General features: G+C 41.3%; 22 protein-coding genes and 2 pseudogenes. 6 read left to right on the forward strand and 18 right to left on the reverse strand.

Going from position 1 to position 22,606, the window contains the following annotated elements; genetic code table 11:
- Positions 1–26 precede the first annotated feature (26 nt).
- From SK637_RS09015 to SK637_RS10205, 9 genes and pseudogenes are all read right to left on the reverse strand, one after another.
- Complete coding sequence (locus tag SK637_RS09015) at positions 27–350, reverse strand: AzlD domain-containing protein (RefSeq protein WP_000253936.1); 324 nt, start codon at positions 348–350, stop codon at positions 27–29.
- Positions 340–1,035: an AzlC family ABC transporter permease gene (locus SK637_RS09020; protein WP_078352660.1), complete on the reverse strand. Its 696-nt coding sequence runs from the start codon at positions 1,033–1,035 to the stop codon at positions 340–342. Before SK637_RS09020 ends, SK637_RS09015 begins: the two co-directional genes overlap by 11 nt.
- A 378-nt stretch (positions 1,036–1,413) precedes the next feature.
- On the reverse strand, positions 1,414–2,079 hold the full coding sequence (locus tag SK637_RS09025) for a CPBP family intramembrane glutamic endopeptidase (RefSeq protein ID WP_033689483.1): 666 nt from the start codon (positions 2,077–2,079) through the stop codon (positions 1,414–1,416).
- A 66-nt stretch (positions 2,080–2,145) separates the two neighbouring features.
- Positions 2,146–2,340, reverse strand: a complete 195-nt coding sequence (locus SK637_RS09030; protein WP_033689484.1) for a peptide pheromone VP1 — start codon at positions 2,338–2,340, stop codon at positions 2,146–2,148.
- A gap of 289 nt (positions 2,341–2,629) precedes the next feature.
- The gene (locus SK637_RS09035) at positions 2,630–3,493 is read right to left on the reverse strand and encodes an XRE/MutR family transcriptional regulator (RefSeq protein ID WP_033689485.1); all 864 of its coding nucleotides are present in this window, start codon (positions 3,491–3,493) and stop codon (positions 2,630–2,632) included.
- A 103-nt stretch (positions 3,494–3,596) separates the two neighbouring features.
- Complete coding sequence (gene tsaD, locus SK637_RS09040) at positions 3,597–4,607, reverse strand: tRNA (adenosine(37)-N6)-threonylcarbamoyltransferase complex transferase subunit TsaD (protein ID WP_033689486.1); 1,011 nt, start codon at positions 4,605–4,607, stop codon at positions 3,597–3,599.
- Complete coding sequence (gene rimI / locus SK637_RS09045) at positions 4,597–5,034, reverse strand: ribosomal protein S18-alanine N-acetyltransferase (protein ID WP_033689487.1); 438 nt, start codon at positions 5,032–5,034, stop codon at positions 4,597–4,599. Before rimI ends, tsaD begins: the two co-directional genes overlap by 11 nt.
- Positions 5,031–5,714: a tRNA (adenosine(37)-N6)-threonylcarbamoyltransferase complex dimerization subunit type 1 TsaB gene (gene tsaB, locus SK637_RS09050; protein WP_033689488.1), complete on the reverse strand. Its 684-nt coding sequence runs from the start codon at positions 5,712–5,714 to the stop codon at positions 5,031–5,033. Before tsaB ends, rimI begins: the two co-directional genes overlap by 4 nt.
- Positions 5,715–6,250: 536 nt before the next feature.
- A pseudogene (locus SK637_RS10205) lies at positions 6,251–6,466 on the reverse strand (hypothetical protein).
- Between the two features lie 278 nt (positions 6,467–6,744).
- Between SK637_RS10205 and SK637_RS09065 the strand changes: the two are divergent.
- The gene (locus tag SK637_RS09065; RefSeq protein WP_000639572.1) at positions 6,745–6,978 is read left to right on the forward strand and encodes a DNA-dependent RNA polymerase subunit epsilon; all 234 of its coding nucleotides are present in this window, start codon (positions 6,745–6,747) and stop codon (positions 6,976–6,978) included.
- A 1-nt stretch (position 6,979) separates the two neighbouring features.
- Entirely contained in the window at positions 6,980–8,659 is a 1,680-nt protein-coding gene (gene rnjA, locus SK637_RS09070) for a ribonuclease J1 (RefSeq protein ID WP_033689489.1), read from the forward strand.
- Between the two features lie 353 nt (positions 8,660–9,012).
- Here rnjA and mnmG read toward each other — a convergent pair whose 3' ends face one another.
- The 4 genes from mnmG to mnmA form a co-directional block, all read right to left on the reverse strand.
- Positions 9,013–10,926, reverse strand: a complete 1,914-nt coding sequence (mnmG, locus tag SK637_RS09075) for a tRNA uridine-5-carboxymethylaminomethyl(34) synthesis enzyme MnmG (RefSeq protein ID WP_000221904.1) — start codon at positions 10,924–10,926, stop codon at positions 9,013–9,015.
- Complete coding sequence (locus SK637_RS09080) at positions 10,916–11,347, reverse strand: NUDIX hydrolase (protein ID WP_033689491.1); 432 nt, start codon at positions 11,345–11,347, stop codon at positions 10,916–10,918. The genes mnmG and SK637_RS09080 overlap by 11 nt, the downstream gene beginning before the upstream one ends.
- A 9-nt stretch (positions 11,348–11,356) precedes the next feature.
- Positions 11,357–11,812: an NUDIX hydrolase gene (locus SK637_RS09085; RefSeq protein ID WP_033689495.1), complete on the reverse strand. Its 456-nt coding sequence runs from the start codon at positions 11,810–11,812 to the stop codon at positions 11,357–11,359.
- Positions 11,813–11,952: 140 nt separating this feature from the next.
- On the reverse strand, positions 11,953–13,074 hold the full coding sequence (mnmA, locus tag SK637_RS09090; RefSeq protein ID WP_033689497.1) for a tRNA 2-thiouridine(34) synthase MnmA: 1,122 nt from the start codon (positions 13,072–13,074) through the stop codon (positions 11,953–11,955).
- A 303-nt stretch (positions 13,075–13,377) separates the two neighbouring features.
- Between mnmA and SK637_RS09095 the strand changes: the two genes are divergently transcribed.
- Positions 13,378–14,250 (forward strand): hypothetical protein, encoded by an 873-nt coding sequence (locus SK637_RS09095; protein ID WP_033689499.1) that lies wholly within the window; start codon positions 13,378–13,380, stop codon positions 14,248–14,250.
- Between the two features lie 232 nt (positions 14,251–14,482).
- Here SK637_RS09095 and argH read toward each other — a convergent pair whose 3' ends face one another.
- The 4 genes and pseudogenes from argH to SK637_RS09120 all read right to left on the reverse strand — a co-directional run bounded on the left by argH (position 14,483) and on the right by SK637_RS09120 (position 18,905).
- On the reverse strand, positions 14,483–15,877 hold the full coding sequence (argH, locus tag SK637_RS09100) for an argininosuccinate lyase (protein ID WP_033689500.1): 1,395 nt from the start codon (positions 15,875–15,877) through the stop codon (positions 14,483–14,485).
- 28 nt (positions 15,878–15,905) lie between these two features.
- Complete coding sequence (locus tag SK637_RS09105) at positions 15,906–17,102, reverse strand: argininosuccinate synthase (RefSeq protein WP_033689501.1); 1,197 nt, start codon at positions 17,100–17,102, stop codon at positions 15,906–15,908.
- Between the two features lie 16 nt (positions 17,103–17,118).
- A complete protein-coding gene (locus SK637_RS09110) occupies positions 17,119–17,925 on the reverse strand; it encodes an ABC transporter substrate-binding protein (protein ID WP_033689502.1) in 807 nt (268 codons plus the stop codon).
- A 394-nt stretch (positions 17,926–18,319) separates the two neighbouring features.
- Positions 18,320–18,905 (reverse strand): annotated as a pseudogene (locus SK637_RS09120) (hypothetical protein).
- A 322-nt stretch (positions 18,906–19,227) separates the two neighbouring features.
- On the opposite strand from SK637_RS09120, the gene SK637_RS09125 reads away from it, so the two are divergent.
- Positions 19,228–20,091 (forward strand): helix-turn-helix domain-containing protein, encoded by an 864-nt coding sequence (locus tag SK637_RS09125; RefSeq protein WP_033689505.1) that lies wholly within the window; start codon positions 19,228–19,230, stop codon positions 20,089–20,091.
- A 50-nt stretch (positions 20,092–20,141) separates the two neighbouring features.
- On the opposite strand, the gene apf is transcribed toward SK637_RS09125, so the two are convergent.
- Positions 20,142–20,798, reverse strand: a complete 657-nt coding sequence (gene apf / locus SK637_RS09130; RefSeq protein ID WP_033689506.1) for an aggregation-promoting factor — start codon at positions 20,796–20,798, stop codon at positions 20,142–20,144.
- A 240-nt stretch (positions 20,799–21,038) separates the two neighbouring features.
- On the opposite strand from apf, the gene sdaAB reads away from it, so the two are divergent.
- Positions 21,039–21,710, forward strand: a complete 672-nt coding sequence (gene sdaAB, locus SK637_RS09135) for an L-serine ammonia-lyase, iron-sulfur-dependent subunit beta (RefSeq protein WP_000838912.1) — start codon at positions 21,039–21,041, stop codon at positions 21,708–21,710.
- Positions 21,711–21,718: 8 nt separating this feature from the next.
- Positions 21,719–22,591: an L-serine ammonia-lyase, iron-sulfur-dependent, subunit alpha gene (gene sdaAA, locus SK637_RS09140; RefSeq protein WP_000500041.1), complete on the forward strand. Its 873-nt coding sequence runs from the start codon at positions 21,719–21,721 to the stop codon at positions 22,589–22,591.
- Positions 22,592–22,606: the final 15 nt, after the last annotated feature.

A 22,606-nucleotide genomic window follows, 5' to 3' on the forward strand; every position in this document is an offset into this window, starting at 1 on the left:
TGTGATAGGTTTTCTTTATGGGTAATTTAAAAGACCAAACGCAAGACTGCAATCAAGACCACTCCAAAGAGAACTGTTCCGACTAGATTGCGGTAGCGAAAGGCTACCCAAGCCGTTGGAAAGACGGCTAAGAAGTCTAGCCATTTAATTTGAGGAAGGCTCCCAACCTTACCTGTCACTACGCTTGAAAGAATCAAGGCAAAGATAATAGAAACGGGCAAGAACTTCAAAAAACGTTCAACAATCGCAGGCAAGCCCTTATACTTGACCAAGATGAAGGGAATCATACGGGGAATCCAGGTCACCAAACCAGAGAAAATAACTGCTAATAAAAGATACTTACTGACCATCTAAAACCACCCCCATTGTACAACCTAGCAAGGTCGCAGACAGAACAGCTAGTGACTGAGACACTACTGTCAAGAGCAAAAAGAAGGACACCGCAACAACTGCTAGGATAATGAGCAGATTGCGGACAGGAATCCGTCTTTGCATAATCTGGAATTGCGAAGCAAAAATTCCGATAAACATCCCAACCAGGGCAAAGTCTAAACCAAAAATTTCTGGATTTGGCAGCAGGCCACCTAGAGCCGTTCCGACAACTGTTCCCACAAACCAAGCCACATAGCTGTTGAGATTATTTCCGTGCATCCACATAGGATTGACCTTGTCTGCATGGGCCAATTCACCCATCAAAACGCCGTAGGTCTCGTCCGTCAAAAGACTAGACATACCGATATTTTGCCAGAGACTGGTATGACGGAAATAAGTTGACGCATGCAAACTCAATAAAAAGAGACGCAAATTAATCAAAAAAACCGTCATAGCAATAGCTGCCACAGGTGCTTGAACCGCAATCAGTGCCAACATGGCAAACTGGGCACTCCCAGCATAAACAAAGAGGCTCATCAATCCCATCTCAACAGGTGTCACATAGGGCGCACCGATAATCCCACAGGCAAGGCCAATACTGACATAACCAAGGGCCGTTGGCATGGCTGCCTGCGCTCCCTCCCAAAATCCTTTTTCTCTCATCTTTCTCCTCATATTGTCTTAATAGGTGGACTGAATCGGTTCCAGCCACAGCATGGACTATTATAACACATTCAGGAAAGAGAAAAAAGTCTGCTGATTGTGGCCATCATAAAAGACTGGCAATCCAGTCTCAAACATATATTATAGAAATTATCCGCTAAATGTTTTCACGAATATCAAAGAACATGAAAAGGCAACTAGAAGAAATAGCAATAAAACAAAGTTAGTAGCAATAGTTACTAAAACTAAGATCATTTTTATGAAAAGGATACCTAAAAATGCGATTACAAACAAATATAAGAGTATTCAGTAAGGAAATAAACTAAATGGGTAGAATACCTAGAACACTCTTCCTAAAATATTACTAAGCAAATGAAATTACAGCAACGGTAAAATTTGACCAATACCATTGTAGACTATATGCAGCCCAATAGGCCAATAAATGGACTTGGTTACTCTAAACAAGACTGCAAATATGAGACCGCCACCCATATAGACGAAAAAGTCTGTCAAGACCCAACCGTGATTACTAATGTGTAAGATTCCAAATAATATAGCTGAGCCAAGCACATCCAGTCCCCATTTCTTTCCTTTTTCCAGAGCTGTCATCACCAATCCACGATAAATCATGTCTTCAAAAATGGGACCTGCAATCACAGGATAGAAAAAATACATCAAAAATGCTGTAGCTCCTGTAAAAGTAGGAACATCCAGTTGATAAGAAATTGCATTTTTGGTAGGCGGAAAAAGAAAAAAGGTGACGAAATTCCAAACAACAAAAGCAAGAAGAGCTAGGAAGGAATAGAAAAGATAGGAACCTTTAAATTTTCTACTGTTAATTTTCTGCCATTTTCCTGACCAAACCATAACAATAAAAGCAAGCAGAACCACAAGAAAATTTAACAGCATATCCGACAAATAATAGGCAAAGTCGGATAAACCAGCAGCAAGATCGCTATGTAAAACTAGAACACTGAACTTCTGGTCAGCAACAACTAGTAGAATAGCTATAATAAAGTAGTAGCGTGAGATTATCTTTTTCATCCTATTTTCTCCTATATTACGAAATAAAGAAAGCCCTAACCCAAACAAAGGCAAGGGCTTTAAATATCAACGACGACGATTAACAGTGGAAGAATCATGGTTAAAATTTTTCTCCCAGAAATTAGTGATTGACCAAGGTGTCCCGAACCCTCCCCATGCACCGCTTGGGATATTGCCAAGATACACAAGATCTCCTCCTCTAACATCTTGCAACTCAGCTTCTGTTAGTTCCATCGTTTCTGCAAATTGTAAATTTAACATCTTTTACACTCCTTTAATTATCTTCATTTGTAAACCACTTCTGCGACCTAGGATTTGCTTTAAGTACTTTACATGGACAGTATAACACAGAAATTGGCTTATTTTAGAAAATCGCATATTTGATATTTTTTCTTATAGAAATTTCAGATTTGCGATTTTGGTAGATTTGATTATTTCACTGGTATAATAAAGTTACTACTAACAAGGAGGGATATAATGATGAAGAAAAGAAAAATCCAACTGATACTCCTGCTTATTTCGGAGTGGGTGATTGTCTTCCCGTTTCTAATTAATCGATAAGTTCTTTGTATTGCTGAAAACGCAATTCGAAGAGGGCTGTTAATTGTGGATTTTCTAATACTTGCAGAGATTGGATAAAGTGTTCAATCTCTTTTTGATTGCTTCCTTTGGTTTGAAGAAAGACACTCATTTTCTTTAAAAATTGCCACGATACTTTCTCAAAAACATCGTACGGACGCAACATGCTCTCCAACTCGGCTTCGAAGATTGGGATGTATGAGAAAAGTTTTCGCTCCATGAGTTCTGATAAGATATTTAAGAGTCCTTGCTTCATATACAATCGATTGTGTATTAACTCTTTAAATTCCTTGGATTTTTCAAGTAAAGAGGTTGATAAAAATATCAAATCTTGATTACTCAAGAAGGGCATGGTATTGCAAAAAAGATAGAGTTCAAACCAGGTCCAAGACTCAATAGCATAGAGATAGATAGTCAAAAACTCGCTATCTTCTTTTACCAATGGATAGTTCTTATCTAAGGAATGGAGTGCGTTTTTAATTACAATAGCATTCAAACGACGATAGGTCTGCGCCATCTGTTCTTGCTCGACTTCCTCCAACAGTTGCTCTAAGCCAGCAATATCTTGATGGGCAAACCGATCCACAACCTTTCTACCAATTCGCATATGTGGAGATTCTTGATAATTGTTGAGCTTATGACCAAACTCATCGAAGGTCACATTGATTCCTTGGATGGCTAAGAGCAGCTTGTCCGCAGATAGCATAGACTGTCCTAGTTCAAACTTAGACAACTGAGAAGCTGTTAGTCCAGCACAAGCCACATCTGACTGCTTGAGCTTTCTTGCCAAGCGCAATTCCTTGTAAAATTCTCCCAATTCCATTCTCTCAATCATCTGACCACCTCCTATTTTTTATATAGTATATCATTATTTACAATCATTTGTCAAAATATTCTGACATTTAAGAGAACAAAAAAGCCAGCCTTAAGCTGACTCCTTATTCCATAGTATCAAAAGCGAGACTTGGCTTGGCATTGAGATCCAAGTCTGCAAAATTTTCTTTGTTCCACTCGCTGACGCTGGCATAGGCAATCATGCCTGCATTGTCTCCACAGAGACGCAGAGGGGGGATGATGACCTTAACATCGGTAATTTCGTCTGCTAGGCTTTCTCTGAGACCTTTATTAGCTGCCACACCACCTGCCACGACAAGGGTTTTAACAGGGTATTTCTCCAAAGCCTTCTTAGTTTTTGCCATAAGAATATCCAAGACAGCTGCTTGGAAGGACGCACACAAGTCCTCTGTAGATAGGCTTTCTCCCTTTTGTTCGGAATTGTGGTGAAGATTGATAAAGGCAGATTTCAAACCTGAGAATGAAAACTCCAGATTATCTTCCTTAATCATGGCACGAGGGAAATCATAAATATCCTGTCCCTGATGAGCTAGCTCGTCAATCTCACGACCTGCAGGATAGGTCAAGCCCATGACACGGCCTACCTTATCATAGGCTTCCCCAACCGCGTCATCTCGCGTTTCCCCAACAATCTTGTAGTCACCAGCCTCAGAAACATAAACCAACTCTGTGTGCCCGCCACTTACTAAAAGTGCTAACAAGGGAAAGTCCAAAGGCTCCACACTTTGAGCTGCCATGAGGTGACCAGCCATGTGGTTAACAGGAATCAGTGGAAGTCCATGTGCCCAAGCAAAGGCCTTGGCAGCTGACAAACCAACTAGCAAGGCTCCAACCAAGCCTGGTCCATAGGTAACAGCCACAGCTGTTACATCGTCTTCGGTAATCCCTGCTTCTGCCAGAGCCTCCTCGATACAGGCTGTAATGACCTCGACATGGTGACGGCTAGCTACTTCTGGTACTACGCCCCCAAAACGTTTGTGGCTCTCAATTTGACTAGCAATGACATTGGACAAGAGCTCATCGTCGTTTTTTAAGATGGCGACACTGGTCTCATCACAGGATGTCTCAAATGCTAAAATATATCTATCCTTCATCTATTTCTCTCTTCATGATAATGGCGTCCTCGACTGGGTCATGGTAGTAGGCCTTTCGCTCAGCGATGACTGCCATCTTTTCTTTCTTGTAAAATGCTTGCGCTCGTTGATTTGACTTTCTGACTTCGAGGAAAATCTCCTTGTCTGTCGGCAATTGAGCAAACAAGGCTGATGCAATTCCCTGACCCTGATAGGTTTGTTTGACAGCGATTTGCAGGACTTCTGCTTCAAAAAGATTCTCCTGCACAGCTAGAAATCCAATCACTTCGTCCCCATCATAAGCCAGAGCATACCAAGTCTGGTCTTGAGCCAGGTCTGCTTGGATTTGTTCCAGCGTCCAAGGACTGACTGAGTAAACAGTTATCATAACAGCGTAGATGGCTTGAGCCAGATCAGATTGCTGTTGAGTTCGTTTGATTTCTATCATAGGCGTTTAATGTAGGACTCACCATACTCGGTGTGGTTCTTGAGCCAGTTTTCCTCAGCCTCGACACGCTTGAGGTAGTTAGGCACAAAGTCGTGCAAGGAGTCTGCTTCCTTGTCCCAAGCCAAAAGAGCAAGATTGGCTGCATTAGGTAAGGTTTCTTTGTAATTAGTCCTTGGCAAGTGTTCTTGAATCTGCTCCACAAAGGGGGCAACTTCTCCGACAAAGGTAACCTGACTAGCACCCTTAACTTTTTCTAACACCTCTTCAAAAGATAGGTGCGCTTCCGGCATGACAGGTTTAGCATTTTCATAAAATCCTGCATAAACATTGTTGCGACGAGCATCCATCAAGGGGATAAACAAACCTTCTTGTTGGTAGGGCACCAGAGCCAAGAGGCTAGACATACCAACTAACTCAATGTTCAGAGTATGAGCCAAAGTCTTGGCAGTTGCTACCGCGATTCGCAAGCCTGTGTAGCTACCTGGCCCTTCAGCCACCACGATTCGATCCAAATCCTTGGGCGTCCAGTCCACACTCGCCATCAAAAAATCGATGGCTGGCATGAGGGTAATACTGTGATTTTTCTTAATATTAATCGTCGTCTCGGCAAGAACCTGCTTATCCTCTAAAATAGCGAGAGAAAGAGCCTTGCTGGACGTATCAAAAGCTAATACTTTCATAACACATTCCTATCTTTTGGTCTGCTTACTATTATACTACAAAAGCTGGCACATGGGAATTTTCTTTACCCCCAAACAAAAAAGCCTACACTTAACTAAAAAACAATTCGCAAATAAAATTCAAAAAAATGCTCACTTTTCTTTTACTTTACGAATATAAAAGTGAACAAGAAAATTGAAAGGATCTTCGTAAAAAGTTTGGTAAGTCATGCTAGATAAAAAACACATTTTTAGAAGAATGAATTTTATTATCTTTATCTCTTACAGTTTCCTCAGCATTCTCAATGATTTAAACATTACTACTATCCCTTTACCATTCGATTTATCTGTTTGTATTGTTTTATTTTTATGCTTCAACTCTATTTTTGAGCAGAGTAATGACCACCATAAAAATAATAAGCTCTGAAAATTCCATTGTCATATCATTTTAGAAAAATGCAAAGACCACCTCATCTTGATAGAAGGGGTGGAATTTTCGTGTCATGAATTTACTATCTTTTGCCCCAAACAAAAAAGCCCCAGCATAAGCAGAGCATCTAAGCATTTAATCCAAAGTAAAAGACAAACCAAACGACATAGGTTACGAGGAGGAGAAAGATCGAGTAGAGAGTCACAAAGGTAATTTTCCACAAGAACTTGGTTTATCGTCGTTCCAGTTTGGCAAATAGAAGATTCCCCGCATAAACGCAAGCAACAAAAACAATAAAAGCTACCAAACGAGCTCCGATAGCAAAAGCAAATAAGTTATACATAGGGCAACCTCCTTGACTTAAAAACTATAGGGAATTGTGACAAGCGATAAATTCCACTTCCATTATCAAGATAGCATATTTTCTTTGTTTTTGCAAACGCTTCCTAACGAGTGACTCTATGACTTTCTCGTTCCCGTCTTTTACTAATTTTTCATTTTGTGGTATAATTGAAATAATTGTAACGAATCAAGGTCAATCTAGACACAAAATGGAATGAAATCAAGCAAATCTCTGCTAAAAGTTTGGAATAAGCTGACCTGTAAATAGAAAGGAACTATATGATTTACAAAGTTTTTTATCAAGAAACAAAAGAACGTAGCCCACGTCGTGAAACTACACGCGCACTTTACCTAGACATCGATGCCAGCTCAGAACTTGAGGGCCGTATCGCTGCTCGCCAACTTGTCGAAGAAAATCGCCCAGAGTACAATATCGAGTATATCGAACTCTTGTCTGACAAATTGCTAGATTACGAAAAAGAAACTGGCGCCTTCGAAATCACGGAGTTCTAATATGGCCTATACTCTTAAACCTGAAGAAGTCGGCGTTTTTGCCATCGGTGGTCTGGGAGAAATCGGGAAAAACACTTACGGAATTGAATACCAAGATGAGATTATCATCGTCGATGCTGGGATTAAATTCCCAGAAGATGACTTGCTTGGTATCGACTATGTCATTCCTGACTACTCTTACATTGTGGACAATATCGACCGCGTCAAGGCTATCTTAATCACACACGGACACGAGGACCACATTGGTGGGATTCCTTTCCTGCTCAAGCAAGCAAATGTCCCTATCTATGCTGGACCGCTTGCCTTGGCTTTGATCCGTGGTAAACTCGAAGAACACGGCCTCTTGCGCAACGCCAAACTTTACGAAATCAACCACAACACTGAGTTGACCTTTAAAAATCTCAAGGCCACTTTCTTTAGAACGACTCACTCTATTCCAGAGCCTTTGGGGATTGTCATTCATACTCCTCAAGGGAAAATTGTCTGTACAGGTGACTTCAAGTTCGACTTTACTCCAGTCGGAGAACCTGCGGACTTGCACCGTATGGCTGCGCTTGGTGAAGAAGGTGTTCTCTGTCTTCTCTCTGACTCAACAAATGCGGAAGTGCCAACCTTTACCAACTCTGAAAAAGTCGTTGGTCAGTCCATCATGAAGATTATCCAAGGCATTGAAGGACGTATCATCTTTGCATCCTTTGCCTCAAATATCTTCCGTCTCCAGCAAGCAACAGATGCTGCTGTTAAGACTGGACGTAAGATTGCGGTCTTTGGTCGCTCTATGGAAAAGGCCATTGTCAACGGAATCGAGCTTGGCTACATCAAAGCTCCTAAGGGAACCTTTATCGAGCCAAATGAAATCAAAGACTACCCTGCAGGCGAGGTTCTGATCCTCTGTACAGGTAGTCAGGGTGAGCCGATGGCGGCCCTCTCTCGTATCGCAAACGGAACCCACCGTCAAGTGCAACTCCAACCTGGCGATACGGTTATCTTCTCTTCAAGCCCAATCCCTGGAAACACTACTAGCGTCAACAAGCTGATTAACATCATTTCTGAAGCTGGTGTCGAAGTTATCCACGGTAAGGTTAACAATATCCATACATCTGGACACGGTGGTCAGCAAGAGCAAAAACTTATGCTCCGCTTGATTAAACCAAAATACTTCATGCCTGTCCACGGTGAATACCGCATGCAAAAAGTCCATGCTGGACTTGCGGTGGATACTGGTGTTGAGAAGGACAATATCTTTATCATGAGCAACGGTGATGTGCTTGCCCTTACTGCAAACTCTGCCCGTATCGCAGGTCATTTCAATGCTCAGGATATCTACGTCGATGGAAATCGTATCGGCGAAATCGGTGCAGCTGTGCTCAAAGATCGTCGCGATCTATCTGAAGATGGTGTTGTACTAGCTGTCGCAACCGTTGACTTCAAGTCTCAGATGATCCTATCTGGACCAGATATTCTCAGCCGTGGATTTGTCTACATGAGAGAGTCTGGCGACTTGATTCGCCAAAGCCAACGCATCCTTTTCAATGCTATTCGTATCGCTTTGAAAAACAAAGATGCCAGCGTCCAATCTGTCAATGGTGCCATTGTCAACGCTATTCGCCCCTTCCTTTATGAAAATACAGAACGTGAACCGATTATCATCCCGATGATCCTCACACCAGATGAAGAATAATACTCTTCGAAAATCTCTTCAAACCACGTCAGCTTCGCCTTGCCGTATATATGTTACTGACTTCGTCAGTTCTATCTACAACCTCAAAGCAGTGCTTTGAGCAACCTACGGCTAGCTTCCTAGTTTGCTCTTTGATTTTCATTGAATACAAGTCAACAAAACAGCCCCGATTTTTCGGAGCTGTTTTTCTCTATGCTTTCTTTTGAGATTCAAACTCAATAAAAATCAAAATCAGACTAGAAGGCTAGGCGAAAGCATAACTTGAGTTAGCTCCCATAGTTCGGGGAACTATGGGAGGCTGGAGATGAATCAAAGCCAAGCTTTGAACTCATTCGTAAGAAGCCGACGACGTATTATTTTGATTTTTGAAGAGTTTTAGAAATACTACGATTTTTACCTTCAAGATACACCATCAAAATAGAAATATCTGCTGGGTTTACTCCTGAGATACGGCTGGCTTGGCCGATGGTTTCTGGATTGATCAGTTTGAACTTCTGACGGGCTTCTGTTGCAATAGAATCAATATCATCCCAATCAATATTGGCTGGAATGCGTTTTTCTTCCATGCGTTTCATCTTGGCTACCTGATCCATAGCTTTGGAAATATAGCCTTCGTACTTGATTTCTGTTTCAATCAATTCGATAATCTTATCATCCAAGTCCTCTGCAGCTGGTCCGATGAAGGCTACCACATCTTGATAAGAGACTTCTGGACGGCGAAGGAATTCCTTGGCTGTCACTGCATCTGTCAACGGCTTGAAGCCCATCTCCTCAACCTTAGCATTAGTTTCCTTGACTGGCTTAAGTTTGATGCTGTCTAGGCGCTTCATCTCATTGTCAAATTGATTTTTCTTGATTTCAAAGCGAGCCCAGCGTTCATCGTCCACAAGTCCAATCTCGCGTCCCATCTCTGTCAAACGCATATCAGCATTGTCATGGCGGAGAATGAGGCGGTATTCAGCACGACTGGTCAAGAGACGATAGGGTTCAATAGTTCCCTTGGTCACCAAGTCATCAATCATGACCCCGATATAACCGTCACTGCGCTTCAAAATCAATTCAGGCTTGCCTTGGATTTTCAGAGCCGCATTGATCCCAGCGATAATCCCTTGGCCTGCTGCCTCTTCGTAACCTGACGTTCCATTTGTCTGACCAGCAGTGAAAAGACCTGAGATTTTCTTGGTTTCCAGAGTCGCACGCAACTGATGAGGCAAGACCATATCATACTCAATGGCATAACCTGTTCGCATCATCTCTGCATTTTCCAAACCTTTGATGGAATGAACCAAATCACGCTGGACATCCTCAGGCAGACTGGTTGAAAGTCCTTGAACATAGACTTCCTCAGTATTGCGCCCTTCTGGCTCAAGGAAGAGTTGGTGACGTTCCTTGTCCGCAAAGCGCACAATCTTATCCTCAATCGACGGGCAGTAACGAGGTCCCACTCCCTTGACCACACCTGTAAACATAGGCGCACGGTGGAGGTTATTTTGGATAATTTCATGACTGGTACCATTGGTATAGGTCAACCAGCATGGCACCTGATCCTTGACATAATCCTCATCACGTGAAGTATAAGAGAAGTGATTAGGCGCTTCGTCTCCTGGCTGAATCTCTGTCACATCGTAATTGATAGAAGAAGCCTTGACACGTGGAGGTGTTCCTGTCTTGAAACGACCGATTTCGAGGCCCAATTCCTTAAGATTATCAGCAAGGTTAATAGAAGCTAGGCTGTGGTTAGGACCTGATGAATACTTAAGGTCTCCAATGATAATTTCCCCACGGAGGGCCGTCCCTGTCGTCACGATAACAGCCTTAGCAGCATACTCTTGATGGGTCGCTGTACGAACACCGACAACCTTACCATCTTCCACTAAAATCTCATCAATCATGGTCTGACGAAGGGTCAGATTCTCTTGATTTTCAACCGTCTTGCGCATCTCCTTAGAGTAAAGCTCCTTGTCAGCCTGCGCACGAAGGGCACGGACAGCTGGCCCCTTCCCTGTGTTGAGCATCTTCATCTGGATGTAAGTCTTGTCAATGGTTTTGGCCATCTCGCCACCGAGGGCATCGACTTCACGCACAACAATCCCTTTGGCAGAACCACCGATAGAGGGGTTACAAGGCATGAAAGCCAGCATTTCAATGTTGATAGTCGCAAGTAAGACCTTACAGCCCATACGGCTAGCGGCCAAGGAAGCCTCGACCCCAGCGTGTCCTGCACCAATTACAATAATATCGTATTCTTCAGTAAAATTATATGTCATCTCTTAACCTTTCAAAAATTTCTCGCAAATAAGGAACTAACTTCTCCTCCTCTAGAGCTTGATCCATAGTAACCCATTTAAAGTGTGTATGCTCTTCAGGATCTAATCTGATAATTGGCTTCTCCCCAACCCACTCTGCTTTATAAACTAAGCGAGTAAAGACAGTATCCTTAGAGGTATCCAGTTGACTATCTTCGTGAAGAAGTTTGAGCGAACTGCTATCTAGCCTAACTCCCGCTTCTTCAATGCATTCTCTAAGAGCTCCATCTCGCGGAAGTTCACCCTTTTCAACCCCGCCACCAGGAATATCCCAGTAAGTTGGATAAACATTGGAGAAGCCTCTTTTTATCTCAGAACGTTTAAGGAGTAAATAGTCATCTCCACTCTGAATAAGCACATGGGCAATGAGCCTGACCGTCATGTTTTTCTCCTATTCCTCAAGATGGATGTGTCTTAGTTGGCCGTCCCAATCTGGCAGGGCTGTTTTTAAAAAGGCTGGAACTAGATTGATACCCTCAAGCTTGTCTATGTCAATCCATTCACAGGGTTGCCTTTTCTCATCTTCCTGCATGGTCAATGGGGCATCTTCAAGCAAATCCACCAGATAATGAAACTCGATGTTGTGATAGGAAATACCGTCCTGTTCAAAACGATTTTCAACTATGAAAGCTAGCTGCCCAGCTTGAGCTTTGACACCCAGTTCTTCCCTCACTTCACGGACTACCGCGTCTTCCGTGCTTTCATTGACTTGAATCGCACCGCCAATAGTGTAATACTTACCCTTATCTTTGGTGACTAGAAGCTTGCGATTTTGAAGAATCAAGGCTGTCGCCCGAACACCAAAAACCGTATTGTCTACTTTTGTCCGAAAGTCTTGTTGAGTCATTTTTATCCTTTCCCTTAAACGACACAAAAACAGTCAAAACTCCAAAGAAGTGCAGGACAAAAAAGCCTGCAACATCCATGAGCTTTGACCATCATTTCTATTGCTTTTATTATTGTAGCAAATTGAGAAAATTTGTCAATCTAAATGTACTGACAAACTTGTCCATCACGGTAAGCATTGTCAATCAAACCGCCACCTAGACACTCATCGCCATCATAAAAGACAACTGCTTGTCCTGGTGTGATTGCCCGCTGTGCCTCTGCAAAGATGACCTCTGCCTTGTCTCCTTTAACATGGACGGTTACTTTAGAATCAGGCTGACGGTAGCGGAATTTGGCTGTGCATTCTAGCGTGAATTCCTCTGGCATGTCACGAGTAAAGTGGACTTGGCTAGCCTCTAGGCTGGTTGACATGAGCGAGTCATGGTAGAAACCTTGGCCAACATAGAGGATATTCTTGCTTAGGTCTTTTCCGACAACAAACCAAGGGGCATTGTCACCGCCGTGTTGCCCACCGATACCGAGACCACCACGCTGACCAATCGTATAATACATGAGACCTGCATGCTCACCCATATCGCGACCATCCACAGTCATCATGCGACCAGGCTGAGCTGGCAGATAGTTACTGAGAAAATTTTTAAAGTTCTTTTCTCCAATAAAGCAAATCCCTGTCGAGTCTTTCTTCTTAGCAGTGGCAAGCCCTGCTTCTTCTGCTAGTCTGCGAACTTCAGGCTTTTCCAAATGTCCCAATGGGAACATGGTTTTTTGAAGTTGTTCTTGCGAAAGTTGGCTGAGGAAGTAGGTCTGGTCCTTGCCATTGTCCACGCCACGAAGCATGTGAACTGTTCCATCCTCATCACGCGCTACACGGGCATAGTGCCCAGTCGCTACATAGTCTGCCCCCAAGGTCATGGCATAGTCCAAAAAAGCCTTGAACTTGATTTCCTTGTTGCACATAACATCTGGATTTGGCGTACGTCCTGCACGGTATTCCGCTAGGAAATACTCGAAAACGCGGTCCCAGTACTCTTTTTCAAAGTTGACAGAGTAGTAGGGAATGCCAATCTGATCTGCCACCGCAGCCACATCCTTGTAATCTTCGGTCGCCGTACAGACGCCGTTTTCATCTGTGTCATCCCAGTTCTTCATGAAGATACCGATCACATCGTAACCCTGCTCCTTGAGAAGAAGAGCCGTCACCGACGAATCAACACCACCACTCATCCCCACAACAACACGTGTTTTAGAGTTCTCACTCATGGTAAGTCTCCCATCTATTCGTTTATTCACGATTGAAGGTCGTGTGTGCTTTAACGATTGAAGGTCGCTTGAGCAGTATTCATTATAACACGCTTGGTTGGAGAAGACAAGAAAGAGGCTGATAATCTGCAAGCCTCTCTGTAAATACATATATAATTGTTTAAAAAGAGTGTAATTTATAGCTTAATCCCTCTACTGCTTATTATCTTATTTATAAAATAAACTAAAAATGATATACTGTAATGAGGAGGAATACGTACATGATCTCTTAAAGATACTACCATCCATGTACGTAGAACGATTGTGAAAAACTACAAAGATATTCTAAAATCAAAAAACACCATTTTTACTATTATCATTGTCGCAAGTCTTGGACTTTTAATAGGTTTAGTCATTCATCAAGAAAACATCTTAACAGAAAGAGGCAATATTGCTTTCATCAAACGGCAAAAAAATGAACAAGATGTCGAACAAGTAAAAAAAGCCATCAAAGATTTTAATATCGATTCTGAAACGATTATAGAGGATTGGAAAAAAATTCGAGAATTAAAACCAACCACTGACGAAGGCAAGCAAACATTAGCAGACTTTCTTGCTACTACTGCCGATAAAATCACCAATCATTATAGCGAAAAAGCTTTAAAATTAGATGTAAAGGAATCTGATAGCCAGTTTGAAGATAAACAAACACTTGAAACAGCCATCACTTCCTTACAAAAAATACTAGAGATTATTAAAAGTGTCAATTCCACAAGCAAACAAGCCACTATTGATGAAAAAATAAAACCAATTCAAGAACTGATTTCTAAATTCCAAAAGCAAGTTGAAGTCTTGACCAAAAAAGAAGGACAAAGGAACGACAAAAAAGAAACAGGAACGACTAGTAGCGAAGGGGAAAGGGAAACCTATTCTTCAGAAGGAGGGAGCTACACTCCAACCTATACTGAGTCAAATAGGAGCAGATACAGTTCACAAGCGCCTGCAAGCGAACAACCTTCATCTGATAGTGCTGGCAGCAGCGGAAATGATGTGGCAAATACACAAAATCAAACAACTAATACTTCAGAAGCTCGAGCAGAGACTAATACCAATAGTAACAATGCTGAAGTTCCCACAATAAATAGTGATGATCTCGCTAGTTTAGGTGGCGGAGTTACATCATTCGGTCAGCGTTAATCCTTAGCCAAAAAAGCTTTGAAATCAGAAAAACGCATAGTATCAGGTAGGCAAAAACCTTGATAATATGCGTTTTATTGTGGAAAGATTTACTTCATTTCTTCTGAAATTGAGTTTATATCCATCCTACATAGTAGACAAAAAATCATTACAAAACGGATAAAAATCACAAAATAAAGGCTCACACTGCCTTATTATGAAAATAAGCTTGCGCCTTTATTTTTACTGCTTATCAACTTTTTAAATCTTTATTCGCTTTCTTAGCGACTGCAATTTGGTATTTCACTTGGTCAAATCCTGTACCTCCCAAGGAATTTCGTCTTTGAACCGCAGTTTTAGGTTGCAAGTAGACATAAATATCCTCGGAAATAAGAGAATGATAGGCTTGCAATTCCTCCAAAGTCCAATCTTGAATATTTTTAGCACACTTGATAGAGTCTAGCACTAATCTTCCTACAACCTCATGAGCTTCTCTAAATGGCAAGCCTTTCCCTGCCAAATAATCTGCCAACTCAGTCGCATTTGAAAAGTCCTTCTCTGTTGATTCTTGCATTTTTTCCTTGTTTACCTGCAAACTAGATAACATACCTGCCAATACATCGAGGGAATTTAAAATCGTTTCGACCGTATCAAACATCCCTTCCTTATCCTCTTGCAAATCCTTATTATAAGCTAAAGGCAAGGACTTCATGACTGTCAATAGTCCAAACAGATTCCCATAAACTCGACCAGTCTTTCCTCGAATCAACTCAGCCATATCTGGATTTTTCTTTTGGGGCATAATAGAGGAACCTGTTGTAAACGTATCTGACAAGGTAATAAATTGGTACTCAAAGCTACACCAATTGATTATTTCTTCACAAAAACGGCTCATATGCATCATGAGTATGCTGGCATTGGACAGAAATTCTAAGATAAAATCGCGGTCACTAACAGCATCCAAAGAATTTGTATAAGGTTGCTTAAACTTCAGCAAATCGCTGGACAACTGACGATCAATGGGGAAAGTCGTCCCTGCCAAAGCTGCCGCACCTAGAGGGCATAGGTCTGTATGCTGCTGGTTAAATTCAAAACGTTCACTGTCTCTTTGAAACATATTGTAGTAAGCCATCAGGTGGTGGGCAAAACTAATAGGCTGGGCATGTTGCAGATGGGTATAGCCCGGCATGATCGTCTTCACATGATTTTCCGCCAAGTCTAATAAAACACCCTTGAGATGAGCCAGTTTACCTAGGACATGGTCTAGCTGTTCCTTGAGATATAAGTGTATATCTGTCGCAACTTGGTCATTTCGAGAACGAGCCGTATGTAACTTCCCTGCAAGGGGACCAATTTTTTCTGTCAGCAACACTTCCATATTCATATGAATATCTTCGTTTGCGATATCAAAGTCAAGTTGGCCTGCCTCTAGCTCTTCTAAAAGCTCTTTCAAGCCTGCTTGAATCTTTTCTGACTCCTTCAAACTCAAAATGCCCGTCTGACCCAACATCTGAACGTGGGCTAAAGAACCAATCAAATCAAATTTAGCTAATTTCTGGTCAAAAGATATACTCGCACCAAAGCGCTCTACCCAGTCTTCGACAGTACCTTCAAAGCGACCACCCCATAATTTTGTATTCTTAGCCATATCACATCCACCTCTCTATCCAATCGCCCTATTTGGCGATTTTTTGAACCTCAGAATGAACCTTGGTTGGAAGTCCCCACAACTTAATAAAGCCAACAGCCGCATCTTGGTCAAAGGTATCTGCACTAGTATACGTCGCCAAATTTTCATCGTAAAGTGAATTTGGTGATTTCCTAGCCACGACCTGAGCGCTCCCCTTATATAGTTTAACTTTTGCAGTCCCATTGACAACTTTTTGAGTCTCTTTAATATAAGCAATCAAGGCTTGTGTAGCTGGACTAAACCACAAAGCATTATAAATGAGATTTGATAATTCATTTTCTATGATTGGTTTAAAATGAGCCACTTCTCTCACAAGCGTCAAGTCCTCAATTTCCTTATGAGCTGTCAGCAAGGTCACTGCACCTGGACACTCATAGATTTCTCTTGATTTAATCCCAACCAAACGATTTTCCACGTGGTCAATCCGTCCGACCCCATGTTTTCCAGCTATTTCATTGAGTTTTTGAATCAAATCTGCCAATTTTAACCCTTCTCCATTGAGGGAAACTGGAACACCTTCACTAAACTCAATATCAATGTATTCTGGTATATCTGGAGCTTGCTCTGGAGAAGTTGTGATGCCAAAGGCTTCTTCTGGAGCCTGATTCCATGGATTTTCCAAAATACCACACTCATTGGCACGTCCCCAAAGATTTTGGTCAACAGAGTAGGGATTGTCAAGATCAGCAGGAACAGGCACCCCATTTTCCTTAGCATAATGAATTTCTTCCTCCCGAGACCATTTCCATTCACGAACTGGCGCAATCACTTTTAAATTGGGATCCAAGGCTGCAATCGATACTTCAAAACGTACTTGGTCATTCCCCTTACCGGTACAACCATGAGCAATTGTAGTCGCTCCTGTCTGATGCGCTATTTCAACCAATTTTTTAGAAATAAGAGGGCGGCTCAAGGCAGATACCAAGGGATACTTTTGTTCATAATAAGCATGTGACTGAAGAGCCACTAGCACATAATCTGTAGCAAATTCGTCCTTAACATCAATGACATAAGATTCGACTGCCCCAACCTTGAGAGCCTTATCATGGATGAAATCTAAGTCTTTCCCTTCACCCACATCCATACAAACTGCAACAACATCATAGTCTTTCTTCAGCCAGGTAATAGCAACTGATGTGTCTAAACCGCCAGAATAGGCCAAAATTACTTTTTCTTTACTCATGTTCTTTTCCTTCTTTCTATTTTTCAATGGACGCTTTAAATGCATCCTCAATGAGTTTGTCTAATTCTCCAGAATCCTTCAACTTTTGAATGGTTCTATCGACTGCCTCTTTCAATTCCTTGCTATCTTTTTTCATGGCGACCGCATAAGAATCATCTTGCTCTTTTTCAAAATTGAGTTCTGCGATTGCTAAATCAGGATTATTTTCCACAAATCCCTTGGCAACAGGTTCTTCAAAGATAACGGCATCCACTTGTCCTGATTTTAAATCTGTAATTAAATTCCCATTTTTAGGCAGAGATACGAGGGAAGAATTTTGTAGCAAATCTTTCGCCATCGTTTCTTGAATCGAACCTTTCTGCGCTCCGACCTTCTTCTGCGCCAGGTCGTTTACAGACTGATAAGTGGCCAAGTCAGATTTTTTGACAATAAGCTTATTTTTTGAAGTATAGTAAGGAATTGAAAAGTCAAACACCTTGCTCCGTTCATCTGTCTTAGAAACACCAGATATGGCAAGGTCAGCTTTTCCTGATTGAACACTAGCCAGTACATTGTCAAAACTCATGGGAGATAGTTCCAATTCGACACCTAGTTCTGTTGCGATAGCCTTGGCTAATTCGATATCTGAACCCACAATCTGATTTTTTCCATCAACCACTTTTTGGTATTCAAATGGAGCAAAATCTGGATTGAGGGCTACAACCAATTTTCCTTTGGACTTGATAGCTTCAATTCCAGCCGATTGATTGTTACTACAAGCAAATAGTAGGGGGAGCATCACTAAACCAAACATCGTCATCAACACCTTCTTCATCTTATTCATAACAAAGCCTCCTTTATGTTTATTCTTTTTGGTTGTATAAATAATACTCCTATACTCATCGTTTGTCAAGCCTAAATTGAAAAAATTTTCAATTTGAAACAAAAAAACCTAGAAATACTACATAAAAATGTCATTCTTAGGCGTATTTATGCTATTCTCTCTGGAAAACATGAGTATTCAGTCATTCAAAAGGAGCTAAACGAACTCATTCCCCCTCTCCCAATTCAATGATTCGATGACATTGTTGGGCTACATAAGCATCGTGGATCATAATTAGGAAAAACTAACTTCTAAATAAAACCACACTGTCATTCCAATCTTGAACACAATCAAATTGAAAGGGATACTGTGTGGTTTTTGAATGTTTAGAGATTCATTTTTGGATAATTGTCAATCAGAATGTTCTTTTATCTGTCAATAACCCTAGAAAATCTTGTCGTTTCAAGTCTGAGAAGTGTTTGGTAGAAAGACTTCCTTTTTGAAGTCCATCATCTCTAACCTGTAAATAATAGCTGTTGGTTTGTTTTGATTGTCAAAAAATCGCCCAATACAAAAATTTTTTTCCAGTTACGAATCTCAAATTCTTTCATCTCTGATTTTGGAATGCGGATAAGTCCTTGCCGCAAATCGCGATGGTGCTCACTTGTGAAAGTCATCCCATTTCCAAGATTTCTTATCAGCAGTTCATCTGGAGTCACCATCACCAGCGCTATTTTAGTTAAGAAAACTTCAACTGTTGGAGGTAAAATAGCCAAATTAAACCAAGGATGTAGGTAGCGATAAGCTAAGAAATAGTGAGACTCCTCACCCAAGCCTAGTTGTTTATACAAGTTCTTGACCTCACTATCTAACCTCGCTTCAAAAGACACATCCGAATGCTCTGCTTCCTTCTTCTGATTAAAATAACTCATCCAAACTAGGAAGCCTATAAAGACTATGATAAATATTCCTGATAAGATATATTTTAAATTGTAGTTCATCACTTAACCTCCTGATTCACTACTCCGCCTAAAGCAGAGGCTTATCTATTTTGAAAATAGTTCCATAACAACTTTAAATAAGACGGGTGTCATTAAAATGAGGATAATTCCTATCACAAATATCATGACTACTCGAAAAAGTTCCTTATTTTTAAACATTTTTCCACCCCTTTTCTAGCTACATCATAGTACTCGTTAAACCCATTTTAAAATTACACCAAGCTTATTTTAGTTTTCTTTTCTACTTTTTATATTACTATGATACAATATTTTTAATAGGATTTTATTATTTGTTAACTTTTTTCACGAAAAGGAGTCAATCATGCGTTATGATTTTGGAAAGGTCTATAAAGAAATACGTGAGTCAAAAGGATTGACTCAAGAAGAGGTCTGCGGAGATGTCCTTTCAAGAACTAGCCTATCAAAGATTGAAAGTGGCAAGGTAACTCCCAAATATGAAAACATGGAATTTCTTCTCCGACAGATTAATATGAGTTTTGAAGAATTTGACTACATCTGCCATCTCTATCAGCCGAGCCAACGGACAGAAATCATGCAAACTTATCTCAATATGAATTCCATTATTGGTAGTAATAGTCTAGTTCATTTTTTTGAAACATGCCAAAACTATCTCAAGACCCATCACGACCTGCCTATAGAAGAAATCCGGGATATGCTTGAAGTTGTCATTCATATCCGTCAGCATGGTGCAGAGCAACTGTCAGACCAAGTGAAACAGACTATCCAAAAGCTGTGGGAAAAAATTGAAAAACAAGATACATGGTATGAAAGTGACCTAAAAATCCTCAATACTATTCTTTTCAGCTTTCCAATTGAGCACCTCCATCTCATCACTGGAAAAATCTTGCAACGCTTAGAAGTCTATAAAAACTATCAACATTTATATGACTTGCGAATGACAATCCTACTCAACCTTTCCACCATTTACTTATACCATCAAGACAAAAACATGTGTCAACAAATCTGCTATACTTTACTAGAGGATGCCAAGAACAAGAAAAGCTACGATATGCTTGCTATCTGCTATGTCCGTATTGGGATTTGTAGGAATGATGCTAAACTTATCCAAAAAGGGTTCTCCCTTCTAGAGCTGACCGAGGAAACTTCTATGCTGTCTCATCTCAAAAAAGAAGTGGAGACCTATTATCAACCGAAGAAAATATAAAAAAGCCGAGGGGTTTCCTCGACTTTTCATATTATTCTGTTCGTTATTTCTTAATACCAACCATTGTTAAGCCAGAAGTTTTTAGCAGCTGACCATGAACCGTAACGTCCTGCAACGTAGGCATCTGCTACACGTTCTTGGTTAGCAGCTGAGTAGTCACCGTTCAAGTATGAATCTGTCAATTGGTAACGTCCGATGTATTGGCCGTTTGTAGCTGTGTAGCTACCACCTGATTCTTTTTGAGCAATCCATTCTTTAGCTTCTGCTTCAGATCCGCTTACAGTTGCAGCTGGTACTGGCGCTGAAGTTTCTGTTGTAGCAACAGTTTCTTCTGCTACAGATGCGCTTGCCACTGGAGCTGTTTCTTCTGTTACTTCTTTAGTTTCTGCTGCTGGGGCTAAAACAGTTTCATCCTGAGCTGCTGGTGCCGCATAAGTAGTTGGTGCTGGTGTTGCGACAGGCGCTACAGGGCCATCGATAACCAACTCTTGACCGACATAAATCATATGGACGTTGTCAATGTGGTTGTTTTCTGCCAATTTCTCAACAGTTGTGTTGTGAGTTTCAGCGATTTCTGAAAGTGTGTCACCTTCTTTAACAGTGTAAGTTGATGATTCTTGAGCAGATACAAATGATGGAGCAAATACTGCAAACAAGGCAGCTACTCCTGCAAGAGTTGTTTTAATCTTTTTAGTTGTTGATTTCATATTTGAAAATTCTCCTTCTTTCTATAGTTCTATGATACCCTTTAAATATTACCGTTTCTTGACGCTTTTATGTAGAAATATTACAAAATTATTTTTTATTTCCCTAAATAAGCTATTTTTTGTTACAAAAGATGCTTTTTTATGCTATTTGTAGCATTAAAAAGGTTTTCATCCACAATTAAAGCCAAGCCCCTCATTCTTTGATATAATAGAGATAAGAATTTTTATAAGGGGAAACTGATGAAATCACTTCGTTTTCAATCTGTCTTTGATATCATCGGACCAGTTATGATTGGCCCATCTAGTAGTCATACCGCTGGTGCTGTTCGTATTGGGAAGATTGTCTCTTCCATTTTTGATGATACTCCGACAGAAGTCGAATTCCAACTATTTAACTCATTTGCCAAGACCTATCGTGGTCACGGAACAGACCTAGCCCTTGTTGCAGGTATTTTGGGCATGGATACAGATGATCCTGAAATCCCAAACAGTCTGGAAATTGCCCACAAGCGTGGTATCAAGATTGTCTGGACCATTCAGAAAGACAGCAATGCTCCTCACCCAAACACTACTAAAATTACCGTTAAAAATGCCCATAAAACCATCAGCGTAACTGGTATTTCTATCGGTGGAGGAAATATTCAGGTCACCGAACTCAATGGCTTTGCCGTCTCTCTCAATATGAATACACCAACTATCATCATTGTTCATCAAGATATTCCAGGTATGATTGCCCTCGTAACAGAGGCTCTTTCACGCTATGGTATCAATATCGCCCAGATGAATGTCACTCGTGAAAAAGCTGGTGAAAAAGCCATTATGATTATCGAAGTTGACAGTCGCAACTGTGATGAGGCCATCGAAGAAATTCGAAAAATCCCTCATCTCCACAATGTCAATTTCTTTAAATAGGAGGAAGCATGTTTTATTCTATCAAAGAATTGGTCGAGCAAGCAGATCTGGACTTTCAAGGAAATGTCGCAGAACTCATGATTACAACAGAGTTTGAATTGACCGGTCGCGAACGTGAAGAAGTCTTCCTTCTCATGGAACGTAATCTGGAAGTCATGAAAGCCTCTGTCCAACTCGGCCTCAATGAAAATAAATCTCGTAGTGGCCTGACAGGTGGAGATGCTGCCAAATTGGATCACTACATCAAAAACGGAAAAACTCTATCAGATTACACAATTCTCTCTGCTGCCCGAAATGCCATCGCAGTCAATGAACACAATGCCAAAATGGGCTTGGTTTGTGCCACTCCGACCGCAGGAAGTGCCGGCTGTCTCCCTTCTGTTCTCACTGCTGCTATTGAAAAATTAGACCTCAGCCACGAGCAACAACTGGATTTCCTCTTTGCTGCGGGTGCCTTTGGACTAGTCATCGCAAACAATGCCTCTATCTCAGGTGCTGAGGGCGGTTGCCAAGCTGAGGTTGGTTCAGCATCTGCTATGAGCGCTGCCGCCTTGACTCTAGCTGCAGGCGGAACACCTTATCAGGCCAGTCAGGCCATTGCCTTTGTCATTAAAAATATGCTAGGCCTCATCTGTGACCCTGTTGCCGGCTTGGTCGAAGTTCCCTGTGTCAAACGCAATGCCATGGGAGCCAGCTTTGCCTTCATCGCAGCAGACATGGCCTTGGCAGGTATCGAATCTAAAATTCCTGTGGATGAAGTTATCGATGCCATGTACCAAGTAGGAGCAAGCATGCCAACTGCCTTTCGTGAAACAGCTGAAGGTGGACTCGCTGCCACCCCTACTGGTCGTCGCCTCCAAAAAGAAATTTTCGGAGAATAAGTTTATCAAATAGGA

Origin of the sequence: Streptococcus mitis, from assembly GCF_000722765.2 — a bacterium.
Classification (GTDB): domain Bacteria; phylum Bacillota; class Bacilli; order Lactobacillales; family Streptococcaceae; genus Streptococcus; species Streptococcus mitis_AQ.

What these genes read in the sequence shown, in the direction of transcription:
- SK637_RS09015 (WP_000253936.1), bottom strand. Translation starts at nt 350, where the DNA reads ATGGTCAGTAAGTATCTTTTATTAGCAGTTATTTTCTCTGGTTTGGTG.
- SK637_RS09020 (WP_078352660.1), bottom strand. Translation starts at nt 1,035, where the DNA reads ATGAGAGAAAAAGGATTTTGGGAGGGAGCGCAGGCAGCCATGCCAACG.
- SK637_RS09025 (WP_033689483.1), bottom strand. Translation starts at nt 2,079, where the DNA reads ATGAAAAAGATAATCTCACGCTACTACTTTATTATAGCTATTCTACTA.
- SK637_RS09030 (WP_033689484.1), bottom strand. Translation starts at nt 2,340, where the DNA reads ATGTTAAATTTACAATTTGCAGAAACGATGGAACTAACAGAAGCTGAG.
- SK637_RS09035 (WP_033689485.1), bottom strand. Translation starts at nt 3,493, where the DNA reads ATGATTGAGAGAATGGAATTGGGAGAATTTTACAAGGAATTGCGCTTG.
- tsaD (WP_033689486.1), bottom strand. Translation starts at nt 4,607, where the DNA reads ATGAAGGATAGATATATTTTAGCATTTGAGACATCCTGTGATGAGACC.
- rimI (WP_033689487.1), bottom strand. Translation starts at nt 5,034, where the DNA reads ATGATAGAAATCAAACGAACTCAACAGCAATCTGATCTGGCTCAAGCC.
- tsaB (WP_033689488.1), bottom strand. Translation starts at nt 5,714, where the DNA reads ATGAAAGTATTAGCTTTTGATACGTCCAGCAAGGCTCTTTCTCTCGCT.
- SK637_RS09065 (WP_000639572.1), top strand. Translation starts at nt 6,745, where the DNA reads ATGATTTACAAAGTTTTTTATCAAGAAACAAAAGAACGTAGCCCACGT.
- rnjA (WP_033689489.1), top strand. Translation starts at nt 6,980, where the DNA reads ATGGCCTATACTCTTAAACCTGAAGAAGTCGGCGTTTTTGCCATCGGT.
- mnmG (WP_000221904.1), bottom strand. Translation starts at nt 10,926, where the DNA reads ATGACATATAATTTTACTGAAGAATACGATATTATTGTAATTGGTGCA.
- SK637_RS09080 (WP_033689491.1), bottom strand. Translation starts at nt 11,347, where the DNA reads ATGACGGTCAGGCTCATTGCCCATGTGCTTATTCAGAGTGGAGATGAC.
- SK637_RS09085 (WP_033689495.1), bottom strand. Translation starts at nt 11,812, where the DNA reads ATGACTCAACAAGACTTTCGGACAAAAGTAGACAATACGGTTTTTGGT.
- mnmA (WP_033689497.1), bottom strand. Translation starts at nt 13,074, where the DNA reads ATGAGTGAGAACTCTAAAACACGTGTTGTTGTGGGGATGAGTGGTGGT.
- argH (WP_033689500.1), bottom strand. Translation starts at nt 15,877, where the DNA reads ATGGCTAAGAATACAAAATTATGGGGTGGTCGCTTTGAAGGTACTGTC.
- SK637_RS09105 (WP_033689501.1), bottom strand. Translation starts at nt 17,102, where the DNA reads ATGAGTAAAGAAAAAGTAATTTTGGCCTATTCTGGCGGTTTAGACACA.
- SK637_RS09110 (WP_033689502.1), bottom strand. Translation starts at nt 17,925, where the DNA reads ATGAATAAGATGAAGAAGGTGTTGATGACGATGTTTGGTTTAGTGATG.
- SK637_RS09125 (WP_033689505.1), top strand. Translation starts at nt 19,228, where the DNA reads ATGCGTTATGATTTTGGAAAGGTCTATAAAGAAATACGTGAGTCAAAA.
- apf (WP_033689506.1), bottom strand. Translation starts at nt 20,798, where the DNA reads ATGAAATCAACAACTAAAAAGATTAAAACAACTCTTGCAGGAGTAGCT.
- sdaAB (WP_000838912.1), top strand. Translation starts at nt 21,039, where the DNA reads ATGAAATCACTTCGTTTTCAATCTGTCTTTGATATCATCGGACCAGTT.
- sdaAA (WP_000500041.1), top strand. Translation starts at nt 21,719, where the DNA reads ATGTTTTATTCTATCAAAGAATTGGTCGAGCAAGCAGATCTGGACTTT.